The organism is Bradyrhizobium sp. 149 (genome assembly GCF_023073915.1).
GTDB lineage: Bacteria > Pseudomonadota > Alphaproteobacteria > Rhizobiales > Xanthobacteraceae > Bradyrhizobium.
This window is the reverse complement of the sequence record NZ_JADPKK010000019.1, coordinates 140,756-166,233: the sequence shown is the minus strand read 5'-3', so window position 1 is coordinate 166,233 and position 25,478 is coordinate 140,756. Positions and strand designations below refer to the sequence as shown.

Annotated in this window: 19 protein-coding genes; 18 read left to right on the top strand and 1 reads right to left on the bottom strand. The window is 62.7% G+C overall.

Annotation, left to right across the window (positions count from 1 at the left end; genetic code table 11):
- Positions 1-51: 51 nt before the first annotated feature.
- The 7 genes from IVA88_RS12375 to IVA88_RS12345 all read left to right on the top strand — a co-directional run bounded on the left by IVA88_RS12375 (position 52) and on the right by IVA88_RS12345 (position 15,858).
- Positions 52-999, top strand: a complete 948-nt coding sequence (locus IVA88_RS12375) for a 2-hydroxyacid dehydrogenase (RefSeq protein ID WP_247497538.1) — start codon at positions 52-54, stop codon at positions 997-999.
- Positions 1,000-1,575: 576 nt separating this feature from the next.
- Complete coding sequence (gene rplJ, locus IVA88_RS12370; protein WP_247497537.1) at positions 1,576-2,094, top strand: 50S ribosomal protein L10; 519 nt, start codon at positions 1,576-1,578, stop codon at positions 2,092-2,094.
- A gap of 54 nt (positions 2,095-2,148) precedes the next feature.
- Entirely contained in the window at positions 2,149-2,526 is a 378-nt protein-coding gene (gene rplL / locus IVA88_RS12365; RefSeq protein WP_007602994.1) for a 50S ribosomal protein L7/L12, read from the top strand.
- Positions 2,527-3,005: 479 nt separating this feature from the next.
- The gene (rpoB, locus tag IVA88_RS12360) at positions 3,006-7,121 is read left to right on the top strand and encodes a DNA-directed RNA polymerase subunit beta (RefSeq protein ID WP_247497536.1); all 4,116 of its coding nucleotides are present in this window, start codon (positions 3,006-3,008) and stop codon (positions 7,119-7,121) included.
- Positions 7,122-7,249: 128 nt separating this feature from the next.
- Positions 7,250-11,446, top strand: coding sequence for a DNA-directed RNA polymerase subunit beta' (gene rpoC, locus IVA88_RS12355; protein WP_247497535.1), 4,197 nt, complete (start codon positions 7,250-7,252; stop codon positions 11,444-11,446).
- 191 nt (positions 11,447-11,637) lie between these two features.
- Entirely contained in the window at positions 11,638-13,698 is a 2,061-nt protein-coding gene (locus tag IVA88_RS12350; protein WP_247497534.1) for an FAD-dependent oxidoreductase, read from the top strand.
- A 132-nt stretch (positions 13,699-13,830) separates the two neighbouring features.
- Positions 13,831-15,858 (top strand): ABC transporter ATP-binding protein, encoded by a 2,028-nt coding sequence (locus IVA88_RS12345; protein ID WP_247497533.1) that lies wholly within the window; start codon positions 13,831-13,833, stop codon positions 15,856-15,858.
- On the opposite strand, the gene IVA88_RS12340 is transcribed toward IVA88_RS12345, so the two are convergent.
- Positions 15,777-17,024 (bottom strand): NAD(P)/FAD-dependent oxidoreductase, encoded by a 1,248-nt coding sequence (locus IVA88_RS12340; RefSeq protein WP_247497532.1) that lies wholly within the window; start codon positions 17,022-17,024, stop codon positions 15,777-15,779. The genes IVA88_RS12345 and IVA88_RS12340 overlap by 82 nt on opposite strands.
- 639 nt (positions 17,025-17,663) lie before the next feature.
- Between IVA88_RS12340 and rpsL the strand changes: the two genes are divergently transcribed.
- From rpsL to rplV, 11 genes are all read left to right on the top strand, one after another.
- Entirely contained in the window at positions 17,664-18,035 is a 372-nt protein-coding gene (rpsL, locus tag IVA88_RS12335; RefSeq protein ID WP_007603006.1) for a 30S ribosomal protein S12, read from the top strand.
- Positions 18,036-18,050: 15 nt separating this feature from the next.
- Positions 18,051-18,521, top strand: a complete 471-nt coding sequence (gene rpsG, locus IVA88_RS12330) for a 30S ribosomal protein S7 (RefSeq protein ID WP_211399438.1) — start codon at positions 18,051-18,053, stop codon at positions 18,519-18,521.
- A gap of 30 nt (positions 18,522-18,551) precedes the next feature.
- Positions 18,552-20,624 (top strand): elongation factor G, encoded by a 2,073-nt coding sequence (gene fusA, locus IVA88_RS12325; protein WP_247497531.1) that lies wholly within the window; start codon positions 18,552-18,554, stop codon positions 20,622-20,624.
- A gap of 40 nt (positions 20,625-20,664) precedes the next feature.
- The gene (gene tuf, locus IVA88_RS12320; RefSeq protein ID WP_247497530.1) at positions 20,665-21,855 is read left to right on the top strand and encodes an elongation factor Tu; all 1,191 of its coding nucleotides are present in this window, start codon (positions 20,665-20,667) and stop codon (positions 21,853-21,855) included.
- An 82-nt stretch (positions 21,856-21,937) separates the two neighbouring features.
- Complete coding sequence (rpsJ, locus tag IVA88_RS12315) at positions 21,938-22,246, top strand: 30S ribosomal protein S10 (RefSeq protein WP_002712302.1); 309 nt, start codon at positions 21,938-21,940, stop codon at positions 22,244-22,246.
- 53 nt (positions 22,247-22,299) lie between these two features.
- Positions 22,300-23,013: a 50S ribosomal protein L3 gene (gene rplC / locus IVA88_RS12310; RefSeq protein WP_007603016.1), complete on the top strand. Its 714-nt coding sequence runs from the start codon at positions 22,300-22,302 to the stop codon at positions 23,011-23,013.
- Position 23,014: 1 nt separating this feature from the next.
- Positions 23,015-23,635 (top strand): 50S ribosomal protein L4, encoded by a 621-nt coding sequence (gene rplD, locus IVA88_RS12305; RefSeq protein ID WP_211399436.1) that lies wholly within the window; start codon positions 23,015-23,017, stop codon positions 23,633-23,635.
- Positions 23,632-23,934, top strand: coding sequence for a 50S ribosomal protein L23 (locus IVA88_RS12300; protein WP_007603019.1), 303 nt, complete (start codon positions 23,632-23,634; stop codon positions 23,932-23,934). The genes rplD and IVA88_RS12300 overlap by 4 nt, the downstream gene beginning before the upstream one ends.
- A 12-nt stretch (positions 23,935-23,946) precedes the next feature.
- Positions 23,947-24,780: a 50S ribosomal protein L2 gene (rplB, locus tag IVA88_RS12295; RefSeq protein WP_247497529.1), complete on the top strand. Its 834-nt coding sequence runs from the start codon at positions 23,947-23,949 to the stop codon at positions 24,778-24,780.
- A 12-nt stretch (positions 24,781-24,792) separates the two neighbouring features.
- Entirely contained in the window at positions 24,793-25,071 is a 279-nt protein-coding gene (gene rpsS / locus IVA88_RS12290; protein ID WP_007603021.1) for a 30S ribosomal protein S19, read from the top strand.
- A gap of 10 nt (positions 25,072-25,081) precedes the next feature.
- A complete protein-coding gene (rplV, locus tag IVA88_RS12285) occupies positions 25,082-25,468 on the top strand; it encodes a 50S ribosomal protein L22 (protein WP_008136353.1) in 387 nt (128 codons plus the stop codon).
- The last annotated feature ends 10 nt before the right edge of the window (positions 25,469-25,478 follow it).

Below are 25,478 nucleotides of genomic sequence, written 5' to 3'. Positions count from 1 at the left end.
ACCGATTCCGCCCCTCGTCGTTTGTGACGGCGTTCACTGGAAGCAAGAACAATGACTGACAAGGTCCTGATCTACTCGCGTTTTCCAAAGTCGATGATGACCCGTTTCGCCGAGCGGTTCGAACTGCTCGACACCGGCGGCAAGCTCGCAGGCGAGGTGTTCTCGGCCGACGAACTCGGCGGCATCCGCGCGGTGCTCACGGCGGGCGGCACGCCGCTCGGCGCGGAGGCGATGGACCTGTTTCCGAAGCTGGGCGCGATCGTCTGCTACGGTACCGGCTATGACGGCGTCGACCTGAAGGCGGCTGCGGCCCGCGGCATCGCCGTCGGCCATAGCCCCGGGGCCAATGCCGCCTCGGTCGCCGACATCGCGATGACCTTGATGCTGGCGACGACGCGGCGGATCCTGGTTGCCGACCAATATGTCCGCAGCGGCGACTGGGCCGCGTCAAAACCCTCGCCGATGATGCGGCCCCAGGCGGGCATGCCCGGCCGCCGCATCGGCGTCTACGGCATGGGTGAGATCGGCCGCAAAATCGCGGCGCGCTGCGCCGCATTCGAGAGCGAGGTCGGCTATTTCAGCCGCAGCAAATACGATCTGCCCTATCGATATTTCCCGACGCTGGAAGCGCTCGCCGACTGGTGCAGCGTGCTGATGATCGCGGTCCGGGCGGGGGCCGATACCCAGCATGCCGTCAGCGCCGATATCCTCAAGCGCCTCGGGGTGGACGGCTATGTCGTCAACATCTCCCGCGGCTCGGTGATCGACCAGAAGGCCCTGGTGGCGGCGCTCGCCGAGGAGACCATCGCCGGCGCCGGTCTCGACGTCTACGACAAGGAACCGCACGCCCCGGACGCGCTGACGGCGCTGCCCAATGTCGTGTTCGCTCCCCATCTCGGCGGCCACACCTTGGAATCGCACATCGCCATGCAGAACTGCGTGCTGGCGAACCTGACCGCGTTTTTCGACGGCAAGCCGCTGCCTTACGGGGTCAAATAGCCTGAATCGGCCTGTGACGGCCCGGGTCAAGCGCCCGCGGCAACGGATTGGAACTGGTGTGAATTTTGCTCTTGGCAAGCAGGCCCCGAGCGGTTAAAGAACCGCTTCCGGACGTGCCGGCCTCGGCTGGCGCGTTCGTGCACGCATTCCGAAAACAAGCGATGGAGATCATTCCTTTTCAGGGCGTCCGTGAGGATTTGCCGGAAAAGGAGGGAAATTCGTCGGGTGTGGGATGCGGGCAGAGGTCGGACGGTTCGCCGGCTGACCTTGTCCTGTCCAAGACTGCAGGCGCCCGCGGGGAATTTCGATTTCTCAACGGCTTAATCGCATGGCCTGCATAGACGGGTGAAGGCCGGATTTCACTTCGTGCCCACCTTAGGGTCGGTCGCGGAATGGGTTTGGTTCGGACCTCGACACGCCGTGGGCTCTAGCGGGCTCCCGGAGGGCAGGCTTTGAATTGTCGTCTTGCCCGGCGTGTCCGATGGGTTTGGCCCTGAGGTTCAGGTTTGGGCGGGACGATGGGTGCAACCCGGCGGTCCCGCTTTCGCGATGACCGCCAACCGGAAAGAGCTTGCTGTGGAACGAGCGGCAAAAAAGGAAGCGGTCGAACAGCTCAATGGGGTCTTCAAGACCACGAGCGTCGCGGTCGTTGCCCAATATTCCGGCCTGACCGTTGCCCAGATGCAGAAGCTGCGCTCGCAGATGAAGCAGGCTGGCGCCTCGGTGAAGGTCTCGAAGAACCGTCTCGCCAAAATTGCTCTTGAAGGCACTGACGTCGTTGCCATCGGCCCCATGCTGAAGGGACCGACCGTGATCGCCACTTCTGACGATCCGGTAGCGGCGCCAAAGGTCGCCGTCGAATTCGCCAAGGCGAACGAAAAGTTCGTCATCGTTGGCGGCTCGATGGGAAAGACCGTCCTGAATGTCGACGGCGTGAAGGCACTTGCCTCGCTGCCGTCGCTTGACGAACTGCGCGCCAAGATCGTCGGCCTGCTTGTGGCCCCGGCGACCAAGATCGCTCAGCTCGCCAACGCGCCCGCGGGCAAGCTCGCGCGCGTCATCCAGGCTTATGCCTCAAAGGGCGAAGCGGCCTGACGCCCTTCGCAAAACTCAAACCCGAACCAGACTTACATTCAAGGAAACTGAACAATGGCTGACCTGCAGAAGATCGTTGACGACCTCTCGAGCCTCACCGTGCTCGAAGCTGCCGAACTCGCGAAGCTCCTCGAAGAGAAGTGGGGCGTTTCGGCTGCCGCGGCTGTCGCCGTGGCCGGCCCGGCTGGTGGTGGCGCTGCCGCCGCTCCGGCCGAAGAGAAGACCGAGTTCACGGTCGTTCTTGCCGCCGCCGGCGACAAGAAGATCGAGGTCATCAAGGAAGTCCGCGCCATCACCGGCCTGGGCCTGAAGGAAGCAAAGGACCTCGTCGAGGGCGCGCCGAAGCCTGTCAAGGAAGGCGTGAACAAGGACGAAGCCGAGAAGCTCAAGGCTCAGCTCGAGAAGGCTGGCGCGAAGGTCGAGCTCAAGTAAGCAACGCTTGCTGGCACGAGATCCCGGTGAGCATCAGCGCAACGGGATCTCGGTCCACTCCCCAGGAGTGGGCCAGATGCAAAAGGCGTGCGACGGAACCGCCCGTCGCAAGCCGAACACGAAAAAGTGTGTGGATTTGAGGGTTTACCCCTCGAATCTGCACTAATGTCGCCCCATATCGGGTCGACAGCACGAAAGCGCGGTGGGCAGGGATGCCGGATTCCCTGTAAGCCGTTGGGAGAGCAAGCTATTTCGGGCTTTTGCAGTCCGTGAAGAGGTTGGTTGTGACGGGCGGGCGCGCTCCTGCGCCCCGCGCGTCGTTTTGCGTTTTGAAGGTCTGAAGAACAGATTCAGGACATTCCTGCCTGAAACTGAGTCTCCGGCCCCCAAAGCGGGTTCGAAAAATTCAACCCGGGGAGCGGCGGTAGCCGCGTTCCGGAGGGCGCGCCCAAATCGGGCGACGAAAATGAGAGGCCACGATGGCGCAGCAGACATTCACCGGTCGCAAACGCGTTCGCAAGTTCTTTGGACACATCAAGGAAGTTGCCGAGATGCCGAACCTCATCGAGGTTCAGAAGGCATCCTATGACCAGTTCCTGATGGTCGACGAGCCCGAGGGCGGTCGGTCGGATGAGGGCTTGCAGGCGGTGTTCCGCTCGGTGTTCCCGATCTCCGACTTTTCGGGCACCTCGATGCTGGAATTCGTCCGCTACGAGTTCGAGCCGCCGAAATACGACGTCGACGAGTGCCGCCAGCGCGGCATGACCTTCGCGGCGCCGCTCAAGGTGACGCTGCGCCTCATCGTGTTCGATATCGACGAGGAAACCGGCGCGAAGTCGGTCAAGGACATCAAGGAGCAGGACGTCTACATGGGCGACATCCCGCTCATGACGATGAATGGCACCTTCATCGTCAACGGCACCGAGCGCGTCATCGTCTCGCAGATGCATCGTTCGCCGGGCGTGTTCTTCGACCACGACAAGGGCAAGACCCATTCGTCGGGCAAGCTGCTGTTCGCCGCCCGCGTGATCCCGTATCGCGGCTCCTGGCTCGACATCGAATTCGACGCCAAGGACATCGTCTATGCGCGTATCGACCGTCGCCGCAAGCTTCCGGTGACGTCGCTGATGTTCGCGCTCGGCCTCGACGGCGAGGCGATCCTCAGCACGTTCTACAAGAAAATCCAGTACAAGCGGATCAAGGAAGGCTGGCGTGTTCCGTTCGACGCCAATCGTTTCCGCGGCTACTCGACCATCAACGACCTGATCGACGCCGATACCGGCAAGGTCGTGCTCGAAGCCGGCAAGAAGCTCACCGTGCGCGGTGCGCGTCAGATGCAGGAGAAGGGGCTGAAAGCGCTGCGCCTGTCGGATGCGGAGCTCGTCGGCAACTACATCGCCGAAGACCTCGTCAACCCGAAGACCGGCGAGATCCACGCGGAAGCCGGTGAGGAGATCACCGACAAGTCGATCAAGGTTCTCAACGAGCACGGCTACAAGGAACTGCCGCTGCTCGAGATCGACCACGTCAATGTCGGCGCCTACATTCGCAACACGCTCGCGGCCGACAAGAACATGACGCGCGAGGATGCGCTATTCGACATCTACCGCGTGATGCGTCCCGGCGAGCCGCCGACGCTGGATTCGGCGCAGGCGATGTTCCAGTCGCTGTTCTTCGACGCCGAGCGCTACGACCTCTCGGCGGTCGGCCGCGTCAAGATGAACATGCGCCTCGACCTCGATGCGCCCGACACCCAGCGCACGCTGCGCAAGGAAGACATCCTCTCCGTCATCAAGACGCTGGTGGATCTGCGCGACGGCAAGGGCGAGATCGACGACATCGACCATCTCGGCAACCGCCGTGTGCGTTCGGTCGGCGAGCTCATGGAGAACCAGTACCGCATCGGCTTGCTCCGCATGGAGCGTGCGATCAAGGAGCGCATGTCTTCGGTCGACATCGACACGGTCATGCCGCAGGACCTGATCAACGCCAAGCCGGCGGCCGCCGCCGTGCGCGAGTTCTTCGGCTCGTCGCAGCTCTCGCAGTTCATGGACCAGACCAACCCGCTGTCGGAGATCACCCACAAGCGCCGCCTGTCGGCGCTCGGACCGGGCGGTCTGACCCGCGAGCGCGCCGGCTTCGAGGTGCGCGACGTGCATCCGACGCATTACGGCCGTATCTGCCCGATCGAGACGCCGGAAGGTCCGAACATCGGCCTGATCAACTCGCTCGCGACCTTCGCGCGCGTGAACAAGTACGGCTTCGTCGAGACGCCTTACCGCAAGGTCAAGGACGGCCGCGTCACCGACGAGGTCGTGTACCTCTCGGCGATGGAAGAGGGCCGCTACACGGTCGCGCAGGCCAACGTGCCGCTCGATCCGAAGGGCCGCTTCACCGAAGATCTCGTGGTCTGCCGTCACGCCGGCGAAGTCTTGCCGGTGACCCCGGACAAGGTCGACTACATGGACGTGTCGCCGAAGCAGCTCGTTTCGGTCGCAGCCGCGCTGATCCCGTTCCTCGAGAACGACGACGCCAACCGCGCGCTGATGGGCTCGAACATGCAGCGCCAGGCGGTGCCGCTGGTTCGCGCCGAAGCGCCGTTCGTCGGCACCGGCATGGAAGGCGTAGTTGCGCGTGACTCGGGTGCTGCGATCGCAGCGCGCCGTTCGGGCGTGATCGACCAGATCGACGCAACCCGCGTCGTCATCCGCGCCACGGAAGATCTCGATCCGACCAAGTCGGGCGTCGATATCTACCGGCTGATGAAGTACCAGCGCTCCAACCAGTCGACCTGCATCAACCAGCGTCCGCTGGTGAAGGTCGGTGACATCGTCAAGAAGGGCGACATCATCGCCGACGGTCCGTCGACCGATCTCGGCGAGCTCGCGCTCGGCCGGAACGTGCTGGTCGCGTTCATGCCGTGGAACGGCTACAACTTCGAAGACTCGATCCTGCTCTCCGAGCGGATCGTGAAGGAAGACGTATTTACCTCAATTCATATCGAAGAATTCGAGGTGATGGCCCGCGACACCAAGCTCGGACCCGAGGAAATCACCCGCGACATTCCGAACGTTTCGGAAGAAGCGCTGAAGAACCTCGACGAAGCCGGCATCGTGTACATCGGCGCGGAAGTGCGCGCCGGCGACATCCTGGTCGGCAAGATCACGCCGAAGGGCGAAAGCCCGATGACGCCGGAAGAAAAGCTCCTGCGCGCCATCTTCGGCGAAAAGGCTTCCGACGTCCGCGACACCTCGCTGCGCGTTCCTCCGGGCGTGCAGGGCACCATCGTCGAAGTGCGCGTGTTCAACCGTCATGGCGTCGACAAGGACGAGCGCGCGCTGGCGATCGAACGGGAAGAGATCGAGCGTCTGGCCAAGGACCGCGACGACGAGCAGGCGATCCTGGACCGCAACGTCTACAACCGTCTTGCCGAGCTGCTCGAGGGACGGCAGGGCATCGCCGGTCCGAAGGGCTTCAAGAAGGACACCAAGATCACCCGTGCGGTGCTCGAGGAGTACCCGAAGTCGCAGTGGTGGCTGTTCGCTTCGCCGAACGACAAGCTGATGGCCGAGATCGAGGCCATGCGGAAGCAGTACGACGAGTCGAAGAAGGGGCTGGAGCAGCGCTTCCTCGACAAGGTCGAAAAGCTTCAGCGCGGTGACGAATTGCCGCCCGGCGTGATGAAGATGGTCAAGGTCTTCGTTGCGGTGAAGCGCAAGATCCAGCCCGGCGACAAGATGGCCGGCCGCCACGGCAACAAGGGCGTGGTGTCGAAGATCGTGCCGATCGAGGACATGCCGTTCCTCGAAGACGGTACGCACGCCGACATCGTGCTCAATCCGCTCGGCGTGCCCTCGCGCATGAACGTCGGACAGATTCTCGAGACCCATCTCGGCTGGGCCTGCGCCGGCCTCGGCAAGCGTATCGGCCAGACGGTCGATGCCTACCTGTCGAAGCAGGACATCAGGCCGCTGAAGGAAACCTTGAAGAAGGTCTACGGCGAGGACGAGACGATCAAGTCGCTCAACGACAACGAGTTGATCGAACTCGGCCACAATCTGAGCCGCGGCGTTCCGATCGCGACGCCGGTGTTCGACGGCGCCAAGGAAGCCGACATCGAGGAAATGCTGAAGCTTGCCGGTCTCGACGCTTCGGGTCAGTCGACCGTCTATGACGGCCGCACCGGCGATGCCTTCGATCGCAAGGTGACGGTGGGCTACATCTACATGCTCAAGCTGCACCATCTCGTCGACGACAAGATCCACGCGCGTTCGATCGGTCCGTACTCGCTCGTCACCCAGCAACCGCTGGGCGGCAAGGCGCAGTTCGGCGGCCAGCGCTTCGGCGAAATGGAAGTGTGGGCGCTCGAGGCTTACGGCGCGGCGTACACGCTCCAGGAGATGCTGACCGTGAAGTCGGACGACGTCGCCGGCCGTACCAAGGTGTACGAGGCGATCGTGCGTGGCGACGACACCTTCGAGGCCGGTATTCCGGAATCGTTCAACGTGCTGGTCAAGGAAATGCGCTCGCTCGGCCTCAACGTCGACCTGCACAATTCCAAGGTCGGACCGGGAACGGCGGAAGCGGCCGAGTAATACGACCCTCATGCCCGGCCTGAACGGCCGGGCATCGGCGCCCAGTCCCCGAGCCGCGAGGGCAGGGCGCCCCGCATAGTGATTTTCGAATTTGCTGCCGGAGGCGACCGGCACGCGAGGAGAAGACGATGAACCAAGAAATTATGAATCTCTTTAATCCGACGACGCCGGCTCAGGTCTTCGACCAGATCCGGATCTCGATCGCGAGCCCCGAGAAGATTCTGTCCTGGTCGTACGGCGAGATCAAGAAGCCGGAAACCATCAACTACCGCACCTTCAAGCCCGAGCGCGACGGCCTGTTCTGCGCCCGCATCTTCGGGCCGATCAAGGACTACGAGTGCTTGTGCGGCAAGTACAAGCGCATGAAGTACAAGGGCATCATCTGCGAGAAGTGCTCGGTCGAGGTCACGCTGTCGCGCGTCCGGCGCGAGCGCATGGGCCATATCGAGCTCGCGGCCCCCGTCGCCCACATCTGGTTCCTGAAGTCGCTGCCCTCGCGCATCGGTCTTTTGCTCGACATGACGTTGAAGGATCTCGAGCGGATCCTCTACTTCGAATACTATGTCGTGCTCGAGCCGGGCCTGACCGCGCTGAAGGACCGTCAGCTGCTGTCGGAAGACGAGTATCTCAAGGCGCAGGACGAGTACGGCCAGGATTCCTTCACCGCCATGATCGGCGCGGAAGCGATCCGCGAGCTGCTCAAGGGCATGGACCTCGAGAAGCTCGAGCTGAGCTTGCGCGCGGAGATGCAGGAGACCGACTCCGACATCAAGCACAAGAAGCTCGCCAAGCGCCTGAAGATCGTGGAGGCGTTCCGCCACTCCGGCAACAAGCCGGAATGGATGATCATGACCGTGGTTCCGGTGATTCCGCCGGACCTGCGTCCGCTGGTGCCGCTGGACGGCGGCCGGTTCGCGACCTCGGACCTCAACGATCTCTACCGCCGCGTCATCAACCGCAACAACCGCTTGAAGCGGCTGATGGAGCTGCGCGCGCCTGATATCATCATCCGCAACGAGAAGCGCATGCTTCAGGAGGCCGTCGACGCACTGTTCGACAACGGCCGCCGCGGTCGCGTCATCACCGGTGCCAACAAGCGTCCGCTGAAGTCGCTCGCCGACATGCTCAAGGGCAAGCAGGGCCGCTTCCGTCAGAACCTGCTCGGCAAGCGCGTCGACTATTCGGGCCGTTCGGTGATCGTGGTCGGTCCCGAGTTGCGCCTGCATCAGTGCGGCCTGCCGAAGAAGATGGCGCTCGAGCTGTTCAAGCCGTTCATCTACTCGCGGCTTGACGCCAAGGGCCTGTCCACCACCGTCAAGCAGGCGAAGAAGCTGGTCGAGAAGGAGCGGCCCGAGGTCTGGGACATCCTGGACGAGGTCATCCGCGAGCATCCCGTGCTGCTCAACCGCGCACCGACGCTGCATCGCCTCGGCATCCAGGCGTTCGAGCCCGTGCTGATCGAGGGCAAGGCGATCCAGCTCCACCCGCTGGTCTGCGCCGCGTTCAACGCCGACTTCGACGGCGACCAGATGGCCGTGCACGTTCCGCTGTCGCTGGAAGCGCAGCTGGAAGCGCGCGTCCTGATGATGTCGACCAACAACATCCTGCATCCGGCGAACGGCCAGCCGATCATCGTGCCGTCGCAGGACATCGTGCTCGGTCTCTACTACGTCTCCATCATGCGCGAAGGCCTGCCCGGCGAGGGCAAGATCTTCGGCGAGATGGCGGAGCTCGAGCACGCGCTGCACGCAAAGGTCATCCACCTCCACACCAAGATCAAGTACCGGTGGGAAGGCATTGACGAGACCGGCAAGATCTCCAAGCGCTGGATCGAGACCACTGCTGGCCGCGTCATGCTGGGCAATTTGCTGCCGAAGAACCCGCGTGTTCCCTACGAGATCATCAACAAGCTGATGACCAAGCGCGAGATCTCCGGCGTCATCGACCAAGTCTACCGCCACTGCGGTCAGAAGGAGACGGTGATCTTCTGCGACCGCATCATGGCGCTCGGCTTCTACAACGCGTTCAAAGCCGGCATCTCGTTCGGCAAGGACGACATGGTCGTGCCGCACTCCAAGTGGAAGATTGTCGACGCCACCCGTACGCTGGCGAAGGATTTCGAGCAGCAGTACAACGACGGTCTGATCACCCATGGCGAGAAGTACAACAAGGTCGTCGACGCCTGGTCGAAGGCCACGGAAGAAATCGCCAAGGCGATGATGAAGGAGATCTCCTCGACCAAGAAGACGGCGAGCGGGGCGGATGCCGACATCAACTCGATCTACATGATGGCTCACTCCGGTGCCCGCGGTTCGCCGGCCCAGATGCGTCAGCTCGCCGGCATGCGCGGCCTGATGGCCAAGCCGTCGGGCGAGATCATCGAGACTCCGATCATCTCGAACTTCAAGGAAGGCCTCTCGGTGCTCGAGTACTTCAACTCGACCCACGGCGCCCGCAAGGGCCTCGCGGACACCGCGTTGAAGACCGCGAACTCCGGCTACCTGACCCGTCGTCTCGTCGACGTCGCGCAGGACTGCATCATCACGCAGGACGATTGCGGCACCAAGCTCGGCATCAAGATGCGCGCCATCGTCGATGCCGGCACCGTGGTCGCTTCGCTCGGCTCGCGCATCCTCGGACGCACGGCCTGCGAAGACGTGCGTGACAGCACGGGCAAGGTGATCTTCAAGCGCGGTACGCTGATGGAAGAGAGCCATCTGGATGCCATCCAGCAGGGTGGCGTCCAGGAGGTGAAGATCCGCTCGGCACTGACCTGCGAGCTCGTCAACGGCATCTGCGGCAAGTGCTACGGCCGCGATCTCGCGCGCGGCACGCCGGTCAACCACGGCGAAGCGGTCGGGGTCATCGCGGCACAGTCGATCGGCGAGCCGGGCACCCAGCTCACCATGCGCACCTTCCACATCGGCGGTGCGGCGCAGCTCAACGAGCAATCTTTCGTCGAATCCAACTTCGACGGCAAGATCGTGATCAGGAACAAGGCCATCGCCCGCAACAGCGAAGGCCACCTGGTCGCGATGGTGCGCAACATGGTGATCGCGATCGTCGATGCCGACGGCACCGAGCGTGCGACGCACCGCATCCAGTACGGCTCGCGCCTGCACGTCGACGAAGGCGATATGGTCAAGCGCGGCCAGCGCATCGTCGAGTGGGATCCCTACTCCCGTCCGCTTCTCACCGAGGTCGAAGGCACCATTGGCTTCGAGGATCTGGTCGAGGGGCAGTCGATCTCGGAAACGCTCGACGAGGCCACCGGCATCGCCAAGCGCGTGGTCATCGACTGGCGCTCGATGCGCGGCGGCGGGGACCTGCGTCCGGCCATCGTGATCAAGGGCAAGGACGGCAAGGTGCTCAAGCTCGCCCGCGGCGGCGAGGCCCGCTACATGCTGTCGGTCGACGCCATTCTGTCGGTCGATATCGGAGCCAAGGTCAGCACGGGAGACATCCTCGCCCGTGTCTCGACCGAAAGCGCCAAGACGCGTGACATCACCGGCGGTCTGCCGCGGGTGGCGGAACTGTTCGAGGCTCGGCGTCCGAAGGATGCGGCGATCATCGCCGAAATCGCGGGCACCATCCGGTTCGGGCGCGACTACAAGAACAAGCGTCGCATCGCGATCGAGCCGATGGACAAGACCGAAGAGGCACGCGAGTACCTGATCCCGAAGGGCAAGCACATCCACCTTCAGGACGGCGACGTGGTCGAAAAGGGCGACTTCATCGTGGAAGGCAACCCGGCGCCGCACGACATTCTGGCGGTCAAGGGCATCGAGGAACTCGCGGCCTATCTGGTCAACGAGATCCAGGAGGTCTACCGGCTCCAAGGCGTGCTCATCAACGACAAGCACATCGAGGTGATCGTCCGTCAGATGCTCCAGAAGGTGGAAGTCACCGACCAGGGCGACACGGACATGATCTCGGGCGAGCAGATCGACAAGATCGAGTTCGACCAGATCAATGCGAAGGCCAAGGAAGAGGGCAAGAAGATCGCCACGGGGACGCCGGTTCTGCTCGGCATCACCAAGGCGAGCCTTCAGACCCGCTCCTTCTTCTCGGCGGCCTCGTTCCAGGAGACCACCCGCGTCCTCACGGAAGCGGCGGTCAACGGCAAGGTCGATCCGCTCGAAGGCCTCAAGGAGAACGTCATCGTCGGCCGGCTGATTCCGGCAGGCACCGGCGCCTCCATGGCCAAGATCCGCGAAGTCGCCGTGAAGCGCGACAAGATGATCCTCGACGAGCGCGAGAAGCAGGCGGCCGTCGTGCCGCCGGCGCCGGAAGTGGAGCCGATGGCGCTGCCGCCAGCGGAATGATCGGTCATCCGTAGGAATACCGAGGACAATGAAAAGGCCGGCGAAAGCCGGCCTTTTTGCCGCTTTGTTTCCCTGTTGCGGTGCAGGATCAACCTTTGTTCATCTTTCCTTCAGGCGCAAAAGCGCTTCTGCTAGGAGAGCTTAGACCGGTGGTCCCGTGAAGGGGGCGGGCCGGAGACCACGGAATTCTGATGCTTGATCTCGCAATCGTAGGCGGCGGCCCCGGTGGGCTGATGAGCGCTTGGTATCTGAAGCGCAAGCTCGGCGACCTCTGCCGCGTCACCATCTACGAGGCATCCGACCGGCTCGGCGGCAAGATCGTCACGCGCAAATTCGATTCCGCGCCGGCGATGTACGAGGCCGGCGTTGCCGAGATCTACGACTACTCGATGACCGGACCGGATCCGTTGCGCGAGCTGATCCAGCATTTCGGCTTGCAGACCATTCCGATGGATGCCGAGCAGGTGCAGTTCGGCGGCGAACTCCTCAACGACGTCGCGGGCATGCGCCGCAAATACGGCGCCAAGACCGCGGCCGCGATCGAGGCGTTCCGCAAGCGCTGCGCCGAGGCGATGACGCCGATCGAGTATTACGAGGGCGTCGGCGCGCACGACAACGAGAATCCCTGGGCCTACAAGACCGCCGAGCAGGTGCTCGACGAGGAGGTCGAGGACGAAACTGCAAAACGATTCTTCAAGGTGATGGCGCGCTCGGACCTCGCAACCGAGAGCCACAACACCAACGGGCTCAACGCGCTCAAGAACTACCTGATGGATGTCGACGGCTATATCGGCCTCTATTCCATCCAGAACGGCAACGAGCAGCTCATCGAGTGTCTCCAGTCGGAGGTCAATGCCGACATCCAGCTCAATCATCGCATCCTTACCGTCGGCAAGGCGCCGACCGGCCGCTATCAGCTCAAGATGATGAACGGCAAGGGGCCGGAGACGCGCGACTTCGACCTCGTGCTGGTCTGCCTGCCGCATTCCTGGCTCGGCACCGTCGGCTGGGAGGGCGAACAGCTCCGCAAGTCGATGGTCAAGCACGTCGCGTACTTCGACCGTCCCGCGCACTATTTACGCGTCTCGATCCTGTTCGACACGCCGTTCTGGGGCGACAAGATCGCCGGCGCCTGGTTCATGTCGGAGGCCTTCGGCGGTTGCTGCGTCTACAACGAGGGCGCGCGCCATGATGTCGGCAAGCACGGCGTGCTGAACTGGCTGATTCCGGGTTCCGACGCGCTGGCCTTTGCGAATCTCTCCGACCAGGAACTGATCGACGCCGCGCTGAAATCGCTGCCGGCATCGCTCGGCGATGCGCGCGCCCATTTCATGGAAGGCAAGATCCATCGCTGGCTGTCGTCGGTGAACGCGATTCCGGGCGGCTTGCCCGTGCGCGACGTCATGACCAATCACCGGCCCGAACCGAAGGAGCACCCCGGAATCGTGGTGGTCGGTGACTATCTGTTCGACTCGACGCTGAACGGTCTGCTCGATTCCTCGGACGCGGCGACTGACATCATCTTGACCGAGATGATGCGCCTGCGCCGCGAGCGTTCGCAGGACGACAAGCCGCTCTCGGACAAGATCGATCGCGACTATTTTGACAATTATCGCGGGCAGGGTCCTTACAGCGAAGCGTGGCAACACTTCACGGATCCCGACTATCTCACAAAACTGATCGGGATCGTCTGGGGCAAGGCCAAAGGCACGAAGCTCTTGATTGCGGGCTCGGCCAGTGGCGAGCTTGTCGGCGCGCTGCGCGATCGCGGCATCGATGCCTGGGGCATCGAGAACAACCGCGCCATTCACGCCAGAACGCCGAAGGCGCTGAAGAACTACAACAAGCTCGGTTCGATCACTGACATGCCGTTCAAGGACAGAGCGTTTGACTTCGTGTTCGAGACCAGCCTCTGCCATATTTCCCCGAAGCAGGTGGTACGTGCGATCAAGGAGCTGAATCGTGTGGTCAAGACCGGCCTCGTGTTTGGCTCGATCACCTCGGACATGGCGCCGGCACTGATCGACCGCTACGACCTCCTGCGCGGGGTCAAGAAGCTCGGCACCTGGTGGGAATGGTCCGAACTGTTCTTCGGCAACGGCTTTGACTTGTCGATGCACCGCAAGGACTGCACCGACGCGCTCTGGGAGACGACGCTCGCCGCCAACAAGGGCCCGGGCCGGTGGTACGCCGACGCCGATTCCTTGCGCTATTCCTTTTTCGACAAGGTCGAGGACGAGGAAGACGACTAGCTGCTTGAAGCGGGCGCCTTCGCCAATTGTTTTGCCGAATTCATCGTGATCGCATAGAATCGGTACAATAGCGTTCGCCGCTATTTCCTGCTTTCTCTGCGGTCATGCCGGCCGTCAGCATCGGTTGGTTTCATGGCGTCCAAGCCCCTCCCGCCCGACAAACAGAAGCTCGCCGCTGAAGAGGCGGCCGAGCTCGAGGGCAAGCTCGTCCCTGCCGCCAAGCCGGACCTCGAAGACGAGGACGATGAAGACGATGGGGATGACGAGCTGGAGCTCGATGACGACGATGAGGACGAGGATCTCGTCGTCTTTACCGCGCGCGAGGCCGCCGGCGCGCTCGCGACTATCCTGGGTTTCGTCAAACCCTTCCTGGTCAACTACAAGCGGATGCTGTCTTTCGTGGCGTTCGGCGTCTTTGTCGAGACGCTGTTCAACGTCATCATGCCGCTCAGCCTGAAGTACCTGATCGACGACGCGCTCGGCGAGGAGGATTTCCAGGCGCTGTACAAGATCCTCGGCGTGCTCGCGGTCGCCGGCATCTTCACCTCGATCGTCGCGGTCTGGTACGAGCGCTGGGATGCGCGGCTCGCGGCCTGCATCATTTCCGACGTCCGCAAACGGCTGTTCGAGCACGTCCAGGACCTGCCGGCGGCCTATTTCGGCCGGACCAAGCGCGGCGAGATACTGTCGCGCTTTTCCGTCGACCTCGCCGCCTTCGAGGGCTCGGTCAAGACCTTTGCCAACAGCGCGGCACTGCCGTTCCTGGAGTTGATCGCGGGCATCATTCTGATGGTGTTCTTGAATTGGCAGCTCGCGGTGGTTGCGCTGCTGGTGTTTCCGATCACGCTGATCGGTCCGCGCATGCTCACGCCGAAGGCTGTTCAGGCGAATTACGAGCAGAAGCTCAATGAGTCCGCGCTGCTCGGCATGGTGCAGGAGAACGTGGCGGCGCAGGCCGTGATCAAGGCGTTCAGCCTGCAACGCAGGATGTTCGGCTTCTTCACCTTCCGCAATGACGAGACGCGACACAGGATGGCGTCGGCGGCGTTCCTGTCGACCATGGTGGAGCGGACGGTCACCATCTCGGTGCTGCTCTTGCATCTGGTCGTGCTCGCAATCGGCGCGTATCTGGCGACCAAGGGGCAGATCACCATCGGCACCTTCGTCACTTTCGAGAGCGCGTTCTGGGAGGTGTCCTACAACATCGCCCATGTGATGCATTTCATTCCCGTGTCGATCTCCGCGGCCGCCGCGATTCGTCACATGCAGGAGCTGCTCGACGAGCCCACGCGCAGCGCCGATCGTGCCGGCGCGCCCGATCTGCCCCGCATCACCAACGACATCACCTTCGACCACGTGACGTTCCAGTACGAAGGCAGCCAGACGCCGGTGCTGGACAATCTCAGCCTCAAGCTCAACGTCGGCAAGCGCATTGCCATCGTTGGCCCGTCGGGCTCCGGCAAGAGCACGCTGCTCAATTTGATCCTGCGGCTCTACGTGCCGGACGAAGGGCGCGTCACCATCGATGGCGTCGACGTCCGCAAGGTGACGCTGGATTCGCTGCGCCGGAGCATGGCGGTGGTGTTCCAGGAGAACATGCTGTTCAACATGTCGATCCGAGAGAACATCCGGCTCGGCAAGGAGGGCGCGACCGACGAGGAGGTGGAGGAGGCGGCCAAGAAGGCCGAGATCCACCGCTACATCATGAGCCTGCCGCAGCGATACGACACGCCGGTGGGCGAGCGCGGCGATACCTTGTCGGGCGGCCAGCGCCAGCGCATCGCGATCGCGCGCGCGGTCATCCGCAATCCCTCCGTGCTGCTGCTGGACGAAGCCACTTCGGCGCTCGACCAGACCACGGAAGCCGCGATCAACCGCACGCTGCTTAAGGTGGCCAAGGGCCGCACCATGATCTGGTCGACCCACCGGCTGACCTCGGTTGTCGAGATGGACGAGATCATCGTGATTTCGGGGGGCAGGGCGATCGAGCGCGGCTCGCATGCCGAGCTGCTCGCCAAGAACGGCACCTATCGCAAGCTGTGGAACGACCAGATCCACCAGCCGCATGGCGCGGCGGCTCACGTCGACGAGGACAGCGACGATGACGACGAGGATGAAGACGACCTCGACGAGGATGATAAGGACGACGAGGAGGAGTGACCGAGGAAGTTCGGCTCCAGATCGAAGGCTCCTCCAAGCGGCCGCAATAGCCCCTGAATCGACCAAGCGATGAAGCGTGCCCAGCGCTGCGCCGTCCAATAGGGGCTCGTCGCAATCGAGACTGAGCGGAAGTCGAACGCCTTCGCCGCCGACCATTCATCGCACTCCCGCTTGACCGGATCTGCGTAGAAGGCGGCGATCTTGCTTGTATCCATCCCATCGGAGGCCAGCCACCGCGGGATGTAGACGTTGCAGAGCCGCTCGACGTCGGTGAAGACCTTGTCGCAGCCGGTGCCGGCAGCGGGGCAGGACGTCGAGAAGGCATCGCCCACCAGCACGAGGCCGGGTTGGCCGCTGGCATCGTTCACATAGAGATCGACCGGGCGGATTTTCAGCTCTCCGGGAATGTCGAACGGGCCGGTGATGCGCTTGAGCCGTGGCAGCGCGGCGTTCAGCGTCTCGGCGGGCGCGCGGCGCAGCTCACTCAGCCAGGAATCGTCGAAGCTGCGATAGACGAACAGATTGGCGCGCATCCGCGTGCCGATCGGAAACAGCGTGAGGTAGGGAATGCGGTCGCTCGGCCGTTCCGAGAAATAGGTCAGCGCCGGGAAGTCGAACGAGTCCCGTCCCGCGGGCACCACGTCGAACCCGATCGAAATCGAATGGCAGGCACTGATGACTTTTCGCGCGATTCCCAGCTGATGGCGCAGGCCGACGTTGAGGCCGTTGGCGAGCACGACCAGCCGGGCGGAGATCATCTCGTCGTCGGAGAGAGTGACCTTCTGCCGCTCCGCACTCGTCTCGACCAGGATGGCCTTGGCGCAGATGCGCTCGACGCCGGCAGGAATTTCGTCGCGGACAGCGTTGACGAGGGAATCGTAGAGGATGTTGAACTGCCGGCTTGGCGCCTTGTCGAGGAGACGGCCGAAACGCGCGATCCAGTTCTCGCCCACAAAGGTCGCGCGGCGCAGCACCGATTCGGCGATTCCCGTCTGCAGGAATCGGCCGACCTGCACGTGACCACTGAGTTTTTCGACTCGAAAGTCCGCCGAATAGCTCTCATGCGGATCGATCAAGATAGTCGAAATGCCGGTACGGCCGAGCATCGCGGCGGCCGTCGAGCCGGACAATCCGCCGCCGATAATGGCAATGTCGGTGTACCGCATGGCGCTAATCTCTGCCGGAGGCGGCACATTGATGCCCCAACAGGAAAAAAAGCCTTAGCGAAGGTTATAAAAGTATATTTAACCCGGATATAAATAGGCTCGGGATAGCGGAACGTGCTCTTCGCACCCATATCGAAAAGACGCAGCGAGCGGCCCCGGACGCGATTTCGATAGGTGCGGGAAGCGCTTCTGACTGACGTTTCGCCTTGACTCGACTGAGTCCCACTTATAGAACCCCCTCACTTAACGACAGGCGGTGAGCATCGCCAACGTCGGAACGGGCCACCCGTTTGATCCCTCTGGGGTCGCCAAGACGGGCACCAACCTCGACGAATGCCGCTCAAACGCTGTCGATCATAGCTAGGCAATGCCAGTGCGATTTTAGTTCTCTTGAGCATGGTCTCTCGAGATCGAATTCGGATGCATGACCTCGGTGTGCGGGCCGCAGCTTCAAGCTGACCGGTTCAAAGACTGCGGTCCTCTGTGGCGTCGAAGCGCTTTCCGCTCGTTGATGAGTGGTTGGCGCGATTTCGCTTTGTGCGGATTGTTCCGCGGAAGGCGGCCTCGTCGGGCGGGTAGCTCGAAAGAATTTGCGGACCCGGTGACGGGCCGCGGCAGAACACAAAGGGTAATGCCAGGATGCCGACGATCAACCAGCTGATCGCTCAACCGCGGGAAGTGCAGAAGTCGCGCAAGAAGGTGCCGGCGCTGCAGCAGTCGCCGCAGAAGCGCGGTGTTTGCACGCGCGTTTACACCACGACCCCGAAGAAGCCGAACTCGGCGCTTCGTAAGGTTGCCAAGGTGCGCCTGACCAACGGCTTCGAGGTGATCGGCTACATCCCCGGTGAGGGCCATAACCTCCAGGAGCACTCGGTGGTCATGATCCGCGGCGGTCGCGTCAAGGACTTGCCCGGCGTGCGCTACCACATCCTCCGCGGCGTTCTGGATACCCAGGGCGTCAAGAACCGTAAGCAGCGCCGTTCGAAGTACGGCGCCAAGCGTCCGAAGTAAGCGGGAACCAGGTCCATGTCTCGTCGCCATTCTGCCGAAAAGCGCGAAGTCCTTCCCGATCCGAAGTTCGGGAACATCATCGTCACGAAGTTCATGAACTCGGTGATGTACGCCGGCAAGAAGTCGGTCGCTGAAGGCATCGTTTACGGTGCGTTCGGCCTCATCGAAACCAAGACCAAGCAGAACCCGCTCGGCGTGTTCGAGCAGGCACTCGAGAACGTCATGCCGACGATCGAAGTGCGCTCCCGCCGCGTCGGTGGCGCGACCTACCAGGTTCCGGTCGAGGTTCGCTCGGTGCGCCGACAGGCGCTGGGCATTCGCTGGCTGATCTCGGCTGCGCGCGATCGCAACGAGAAGACGATGACCGAGCGGCTCTCTGCGGAGCTCCTGGACGCGTCGAACAACCGGGGTAACGCCGTCAAGAAGCGCGAAGACGTGCACCGGATGGCGGAAGCCAACCGCGCCTTCTCGCACTATCGCTGGTAACGGCGACACACGGAATCTAAGGAACACTCCATGCCCCGCGTTCATGCCATAGAGAATTACCGCAACTTCGGTATCATGGCGCATATCGATGCCGGCAAGACCACGACCACCGAGCGCATCCTCTATTACACTGGCAAGAGCCACAAAATCGGCGAAGTGCACGAAGGTGCCGCGACGATGGACTGGATGGAGCAGGAGCAGGAGCGCGGCATCACGATTACGTCGGCTGCGACCACCGCGTTCTGGGAAGGCAAGCGTCTCAACATCATCGACACGCCCGGCCACGTCGACTTCACCATCGAAGTCGAGCGCAGCTTGCGCGTGCTTGACGGCGCCGTGTGCGTGCTCGACTCGAACCAGGGCGTCGAGCCCCAGACCGAGACGGTCTGGCGCCAGGGCGACAAGTACAAGGTTCCGCGCATCGTCTTCGCCAACAAGATGGATAAGATCGGCGCCGACTTCTACAAGTGCATGCAGGATATCATCGATCGCCTCGGCGCAAAGCCGATCGCGATTCAGCTTCCGATCGGCTCCGAGAACAACTTCAAGGGTCTGGTCGATCTCGTCCGGATGAAGGGCGTGGTCTGGGAAGAAGAGAAGCTCGACGCCAAGTTCGTGGACATCGATATTCCCGAGGACATGGTCGAGAAGGCCAAGGAGTATCGCGAGAAGCTGTTGGAAGCCGCCGTTGAACTCGACGATGACGTTCTCGCCGCTTACCTCGATGGCAAGGAGCCCGATGAGGCGACGTTGAAGCGCTTGATCCGCAAGGCCGTGCTGACTGGCGCGTTCTTCCCGGTATTGTGCGGCTCGGCGTTCAAGAACAAGGGCGTGCAGCCTTTGCTCGACGCGGTCGTGGATTATCTGCCCTCGCCGGTAGACGTGCCCGCCATCAAGGGCGTCGATGAAGACGGCAACGAGGTCGTTCGTCTGCCGGACGACAAGGAGCCGCTGGCTCTGTTGGCGTTCAAGATCATGGACGACCCGTTCGTCGGCACCATCACCTTCTGCCGCATCTATTCCGGCACGCTGCTGTCGGGTACCGGCGTCATCAATTCGACGCGCGACCGCAAGGAGCGCATTGGCCGCATGTTGCTGATGCATGCGAACAACCGCGAAGACATCAAGGAAGCCTATGCCGGTGACATCGTCGCGCTGGCTGGCCTGAAGGAAGCGCGCACCGGTGACACGCTGTGCGATCCCGACAAGGCGGTGATCCTCGAGAAGATGGAATTCCCCGAGCCGGTCATCGAGATCGCGATCGAGCCGAAGTCGAAGGCCGACCAGGAAAAGCTTGGCGTGGCGCTGGCGAAGCTCGCCGCGGAGGATCCGTCCTTCCGCGTGTCGACCGACCAGGAGTCCGGCCAGACCATCCTCAAGGGCATGGGCGAACTCCATCTCGACATCAAGGTCGACATCCTCCGCCGCACCTACAAGGTCGATGCCAACATCGGCGCGCCGCAGGTGGCGTTCCGTGAGCGCGTCACCAAGAGGGCCGAGGTCAAGTACACCCACAAGAAGCAGACCGGCGGTACCGGTCAGTTCGCGGAAGTGTCGATCATCGTGGAGCCGAACGAGCCCGGCAAGGGTTACGAGTTCGAGTCCAAGGTCGTCGGCGGCGCGGTGCCGAAGGAATACATCCCCGGTGTCGAAAAGGGCATCAACAGCGTGCTGAGTTCGGGCGTGGTCGCGGGCTTCCCCGTGGTCGACGTCAAGGTTCAGCTCGTCGACGGTAAGTATCACGACGTCGACTCGTCGGCGCTCGCCTTCGAAATCGCATCGCGTGCTGCATTCCGCGAAGCCTTGCAGAAGGGCAAGTCCGTCCTGCTCGAGCCGATCATGAAGGTCGAAGTGGTGACCCCGGAAGACTACACCGGCTCGGTCATCGGCGACCTGAATTCCCGGCGCGGTCAGATCCAGGGTCAGGACATGCGCGGCAACGCCAACGTCATCAACGCGATGGTGCCGCTCATGAACATGTTCGGTTACGTGAATAACCTGCGCTCGATGAGCCAGGGTCGCGCGACCTTCACCATGCAGTTCGACCACTACGCAGAAGCGCCGGCCAACGTGTCGGCAGAAGTCCAGAAGAAGTTTGCCTGATTGTCGTCGGTCTCGAACTGACGATTGAACGGAGAGTCAAATGGCCAAAGCAAAGTTTGAACGTAACAAGCCGCACTGCAACATCGGCACCATCGGTCACGTCGACCATGGCAAGACGTCGCTGACCGCGGCGATCACCAAGGTCCTCGCCGAAGCCGGCGGCGCGACGTTCACGGCGTACGACCAGATCGACAAGGCGCCGGAAGAGAAGGCGCGCGGTATCACGATCTCGACGGCGCACGTCGAGTACGAGACCAAGAACCGCCACTACGCGCACGTCGACTGCCCCGGCCACGCCGACTACGTGAAGAACATGATCACCGGCGCCGCCCAGATGGACGGTGCGATCCTGGTCGTGTCGGCCGCTGACGGTCCGATGCCGCAGACCCGCGAGCACATCCTGCTCGCCCGCCAGGTCGGCGTTCCCGCACTCGTCGTGTTCCTCAACAAGTGCGACATGGTCGACGATCCGGAACTGCTCGAGCTCGTCGAGCTCGAAGTCCGCGAGCTGCTCTCCAAGTACGACTTCCCGGGCGACAAGATCCCGATCATCAAGGGCTCGGCGCTCGCCGCTCTCGAAGACTCCGACAAGAAGCTCGGCCACGAGGCCATCCTCGAGCTGATGAAGAGCGTCGACGAGTACATTCCGCAGCCGGAGCGTCCGGTCGACCTGCCGTTCCTGATGCCGGTTGAAGACGTGTTCTCGATCTCGGGTCGCGGCACCGTCGTGACCGGCCGTGTCGAGCGCGGCATCGTCAAGGTCGGCGAGGAAATCGAGATCGTCGGTCTGCGCGCCACGCAGAAGACCACGGTCACCGGCGTCGAAATGTTCCGCAAGCTGCTCGATCAGGGCCAGGCCGGCGACAACATCGGTGCGCTGCTTCGCGGTACCAAGCGCGAGGACGTCGAGCGCGGTCAGGTGCTGTGCAAGCCGGGTTCGGTCAAGCCGCACACCAAGTTCAAGGCTGAGGCCTACATCCTCACCAAGGAAGAGGGCGGTCGCCACACTCCGTTCTTCACCAACTACCGTCCGCAGTTCTACTTCCGCACCACCGACGTGACCGGTGTCGTGCATCTGCCGGAAGGTACCGAAATGGTGATGCCGGGCGACAACATCGCGATGGAAGTGCACCTGATCGTGCCGATCGCGATGGAAGAGAAGCTCCGCTTCGCGATCCGCGAAGGTGGCCGCACCGTCGGCGCCGGCGTCGTCGCCTCGATCATCGAGTAATTACGAGAACAGGGATCGGCGAATAGCGAATGTGACATTCGCTATTCGCTATTCGCCACCCCACTGAAGAGAGATCACGGCAATGAACGGCCAAAACATTCGTATCCGTCTCAAGGCGTTCGACCATCGTATCCTCGATACGTCGACCCGCGAGATCGTGAACACGGCGAAGCGCACCGGCGCGCAGGTCCGCGGACCCATTCCGCTGCCCACGCGCATCGAGAAGTTCACCGTCAACCGTTCGCCGCACGTCGACAAGAAGAGCCGCGAGCAGTTCGAGATGCGCACTCACAAGCGCCTGCTCGACATCGTCGATCCGACCCCGCAGACCGTCGATGCTTTGATGAAGCTCGATCTGGCCGCCGGTGTCGACGTCGAGATCAAGCTCTAAGATTTTTGGATCACGTTCGCGACTAGCGGACAGAAAGAACAGGAAGCACGCCGATGCGCTCCGGAGTGATCGCACAAAAGGTCGGGATGACGCGGGTCTTTACAGAGGCCGGCGAACATATCCCCGTGACCGTGCTGAAGCTCGGCAATTGCCAGGTCGTAGGCCACCGCACCGAAGAGAAGAACGGTTATGTCGCGCTCCAGCTTGGTTCTGGCAGCCGCAAGACCGTCTACATGCCCAAGGCGGAGCGCGGCCAGTTCGCGGTCGCCAAGGTCGAGCCGAAGCGGCAGGTCGAGGAATTCCGCGTCTCCGCGGATCAGATGATCCCCGTCGGTGCCGAGATACTGGCCGACCACTTTGTCGTCGGCCAGTTCGTCGACGTCACCGGTACTTCGGTCGGTAAGGGGTTTGCCGGCGGTATGAAGCGCTGGAACTTCGGCGGTCTGCGCGCCACCCACGGCGTGTCGGTCTCGCACCGTTCGATCGGTTCGACCGGTGGCCGTCAGGACCCCGGCAAGACCTGGAAGAACAAGAAGATGCCCGGCCACATGGGTGTCGACCGCATCACCACGCTCAATCTTCGGGTCGTCCAGCTCGATGTCGAGCGCGGTCTGATCCTCGTCGAAGGCGCCGTTCCTGGCTCCAAGGGCGGCTGGATTCGCGTGCGCGACGCCGTCAAGAAGCCGCTGCCGAAGGAAGCTCCGAAGCCCGGCAAATTCAAGGTTGCTGGCGAAGCGGACGCTGCTCCGGCTGCGCAGGAGGCGTGAGATGGAATTGAAGGTCACGACCCTCGAAGGTAAGGAAGCCGGCTCGGTCCAGCTTTCCGACACCATTTTCGGCCTCGAGCCGCGCCAGGACATCATTGCACGTTGCGTGCAGTGGCAGCTCAACAAGCGCCAGGCCGGTACGCACAAGGCCAAGGGCCGCGCCGAGATCTGGCGCACCGGCAAGAAGATGTACAAGCAGAAGGGCACCGGCGGTGCTCGTCACGGCTCGGCCCGCGTGCCGCAGTTCCGCGGCGGTGGCCGTGCCTTCGGTCCGGTGGTGCGCTCGCACGCCACCGACCTGCCGAAGAAGGTTCGCGCGCTCGCCCTCAAGCATGCGCTCTCGGCCAAGGCCAAGGACGGCGATCTCGTCGTGATCGACAAGGCCGCGCTGGAAGCTGCCAAGACCAAGGCGCTGCTCGGCCACTTCTCGGGCCTCGGCTTGACCAACGCGCTGATCATCGACGGCGCCGAGCTCAACAACGGCTTCGCCGCTGCGGCCCGCAATATCCCGAACATGGACGTGCTGCCGATTCAGGGCATCAACGTCTATGACATCCTGCGCCGTCGGAAGCTTGTTCTGACCAAGGCCGCCATCGATGCGCTGGAGGCGCGCTTCAAATGACGAAGAACATCGAGCCTCGCCACTACGACGTGATCCTGTCGCCGGTCGTGACCGAAAAGGCCACGATCGCCTCGGAGCACAACAAGGTGCTGTTCAAGGTGGCCGCGAAGGCGACCAAGCCGCAGATCAAGGAAGCGATCGAGAAGCTGTTCGACGTCAAGGTCAAGAGCGTCAACACGCTGGTCCGCAAGGGCAAGACCAAGATCTTCCGCGGCAATCTCGGCTCGCAGTCGAACTCCAAGCGCGCGATCGTGACTCTCGAAGAGGGTCACCGGATCGACGTGACCACCGGTCTGTAAGGTCGTACGACGATGGCACTGAAGACATTCAATCCCACGACGCCGGGCCAGCGCCAGCTGGTCATGGTCGATCGTTCGGCGCTCTACAAGGGCAAGCCGGTCAAGGCGCTCACCGAAGGCAAGCACTCCTCTGGCGGCCGCAACAACACCGGTCGCATCACGGTGCGCTTCCGCGGCGGCGGTCATAAGCGGACGCTGCGTACCGTCGATTTCAAGCGCGACAAGGTTGATGCGCCCGCGACGGTCGAGCGGCTGGAGTATGATCCGAACCGCACCGCGTTCATCGCGCTGGTCAAGTACGAAGACGGCACCCAGGCCTATATCCTGGCGCCGCAGCGCCTGGCCGTCGGCGATTCCGTCGTTGCCGGCAACTATGTCGACGTGAAGCCCGGCAATGTCATGCCGCTCGGCAACATGCCGGTCGGCACGATCATCCACAACATCGAGGTCAAGATCGGGAAGGGCGGCCAGCTCGCCCGTTCCGCGGGCACCTACGCCCAGCTCGTCGGTCGCGACCAGGACTACGTGATCGTCCGCCTGAATTCGGGCGAGCAGCGCCTCGTGCACGGCCGTTGTCGCGGCACGATCGGCGCGGTGTCGAACCCGGATCATATGAACACCTCGATCGGCAAGGCCGGCCGCAACCGTTGGCTGGGCCGCAAGCCGCACAACCGCGGCGTTTCGATGAACCCGATCGACCATCCGCACGGCGGTGGTGAAGGTCGTACCTCGGGCGGTCGCCACCCGGTCACTCCGTGGGGCAAGCCGACCAAGGGCAAGAAGACCCGATCCAACAAGTCGACCAACAAATTCATTCTCCTAAGCCGCCACAAGCGGAAGAAGTAAGGAACGCCGGACATGGTTCGTTCAGTCTGGAAAGGCCCGTTCGTCGAGGGTTCTCTGCTCAAGAAGGCAGACGCCGCGCGCTCGTCCGGCCGTCACGACGTCATCAAGATCTGGAGCCGTCGCTCGACGATCCTGCCGCAATTCGTCGGCCTGACCTTCGGTGTCTACAACGGTCAGAAGCACGTCCCGGTGGCCGTCAACGAGGAAATGGTCGGTCACAAGTTCGGCGAGTTCTCGCCGACCCGGACCTTCCATGGCCACTCCGGGGACAAGAAAGCCAAGAAGGCTTGAGGATTAAACGATGAGCAAACCTAAGCGCGAACGGAGCCTCGCCGAGAACGAGGCCAAGGCGGTCGCCCGGATGCTGCGGGTGAGCCCGCAGAAGCTCAACCTGGTCGCCCAGCTCATTCGCGGCCGGAAGGCCGCTGCTGCGCTCGCCGACCTGCAGTTTTCGCGCAAGCGGATCGCGGTTGACGTGAAGAAGTGCCTGGAATCGGCTATTGCCAACGCCGAGAACAACCACGACCTCGACGTCGACGATCTCGTCGTGGCGCAGGCCTTCGTCGGCAACGGCCTCGTGATGAAGCGCTTTGCGGCCCGCGGCCGTGGCCGTTCGGGTCGTGTCTACAAACCATTTTCACAGCTGACGATCATCGTTCGTCAGGTCGAAGCCGAAGCAGCGGCTTAAGGGACGCAGG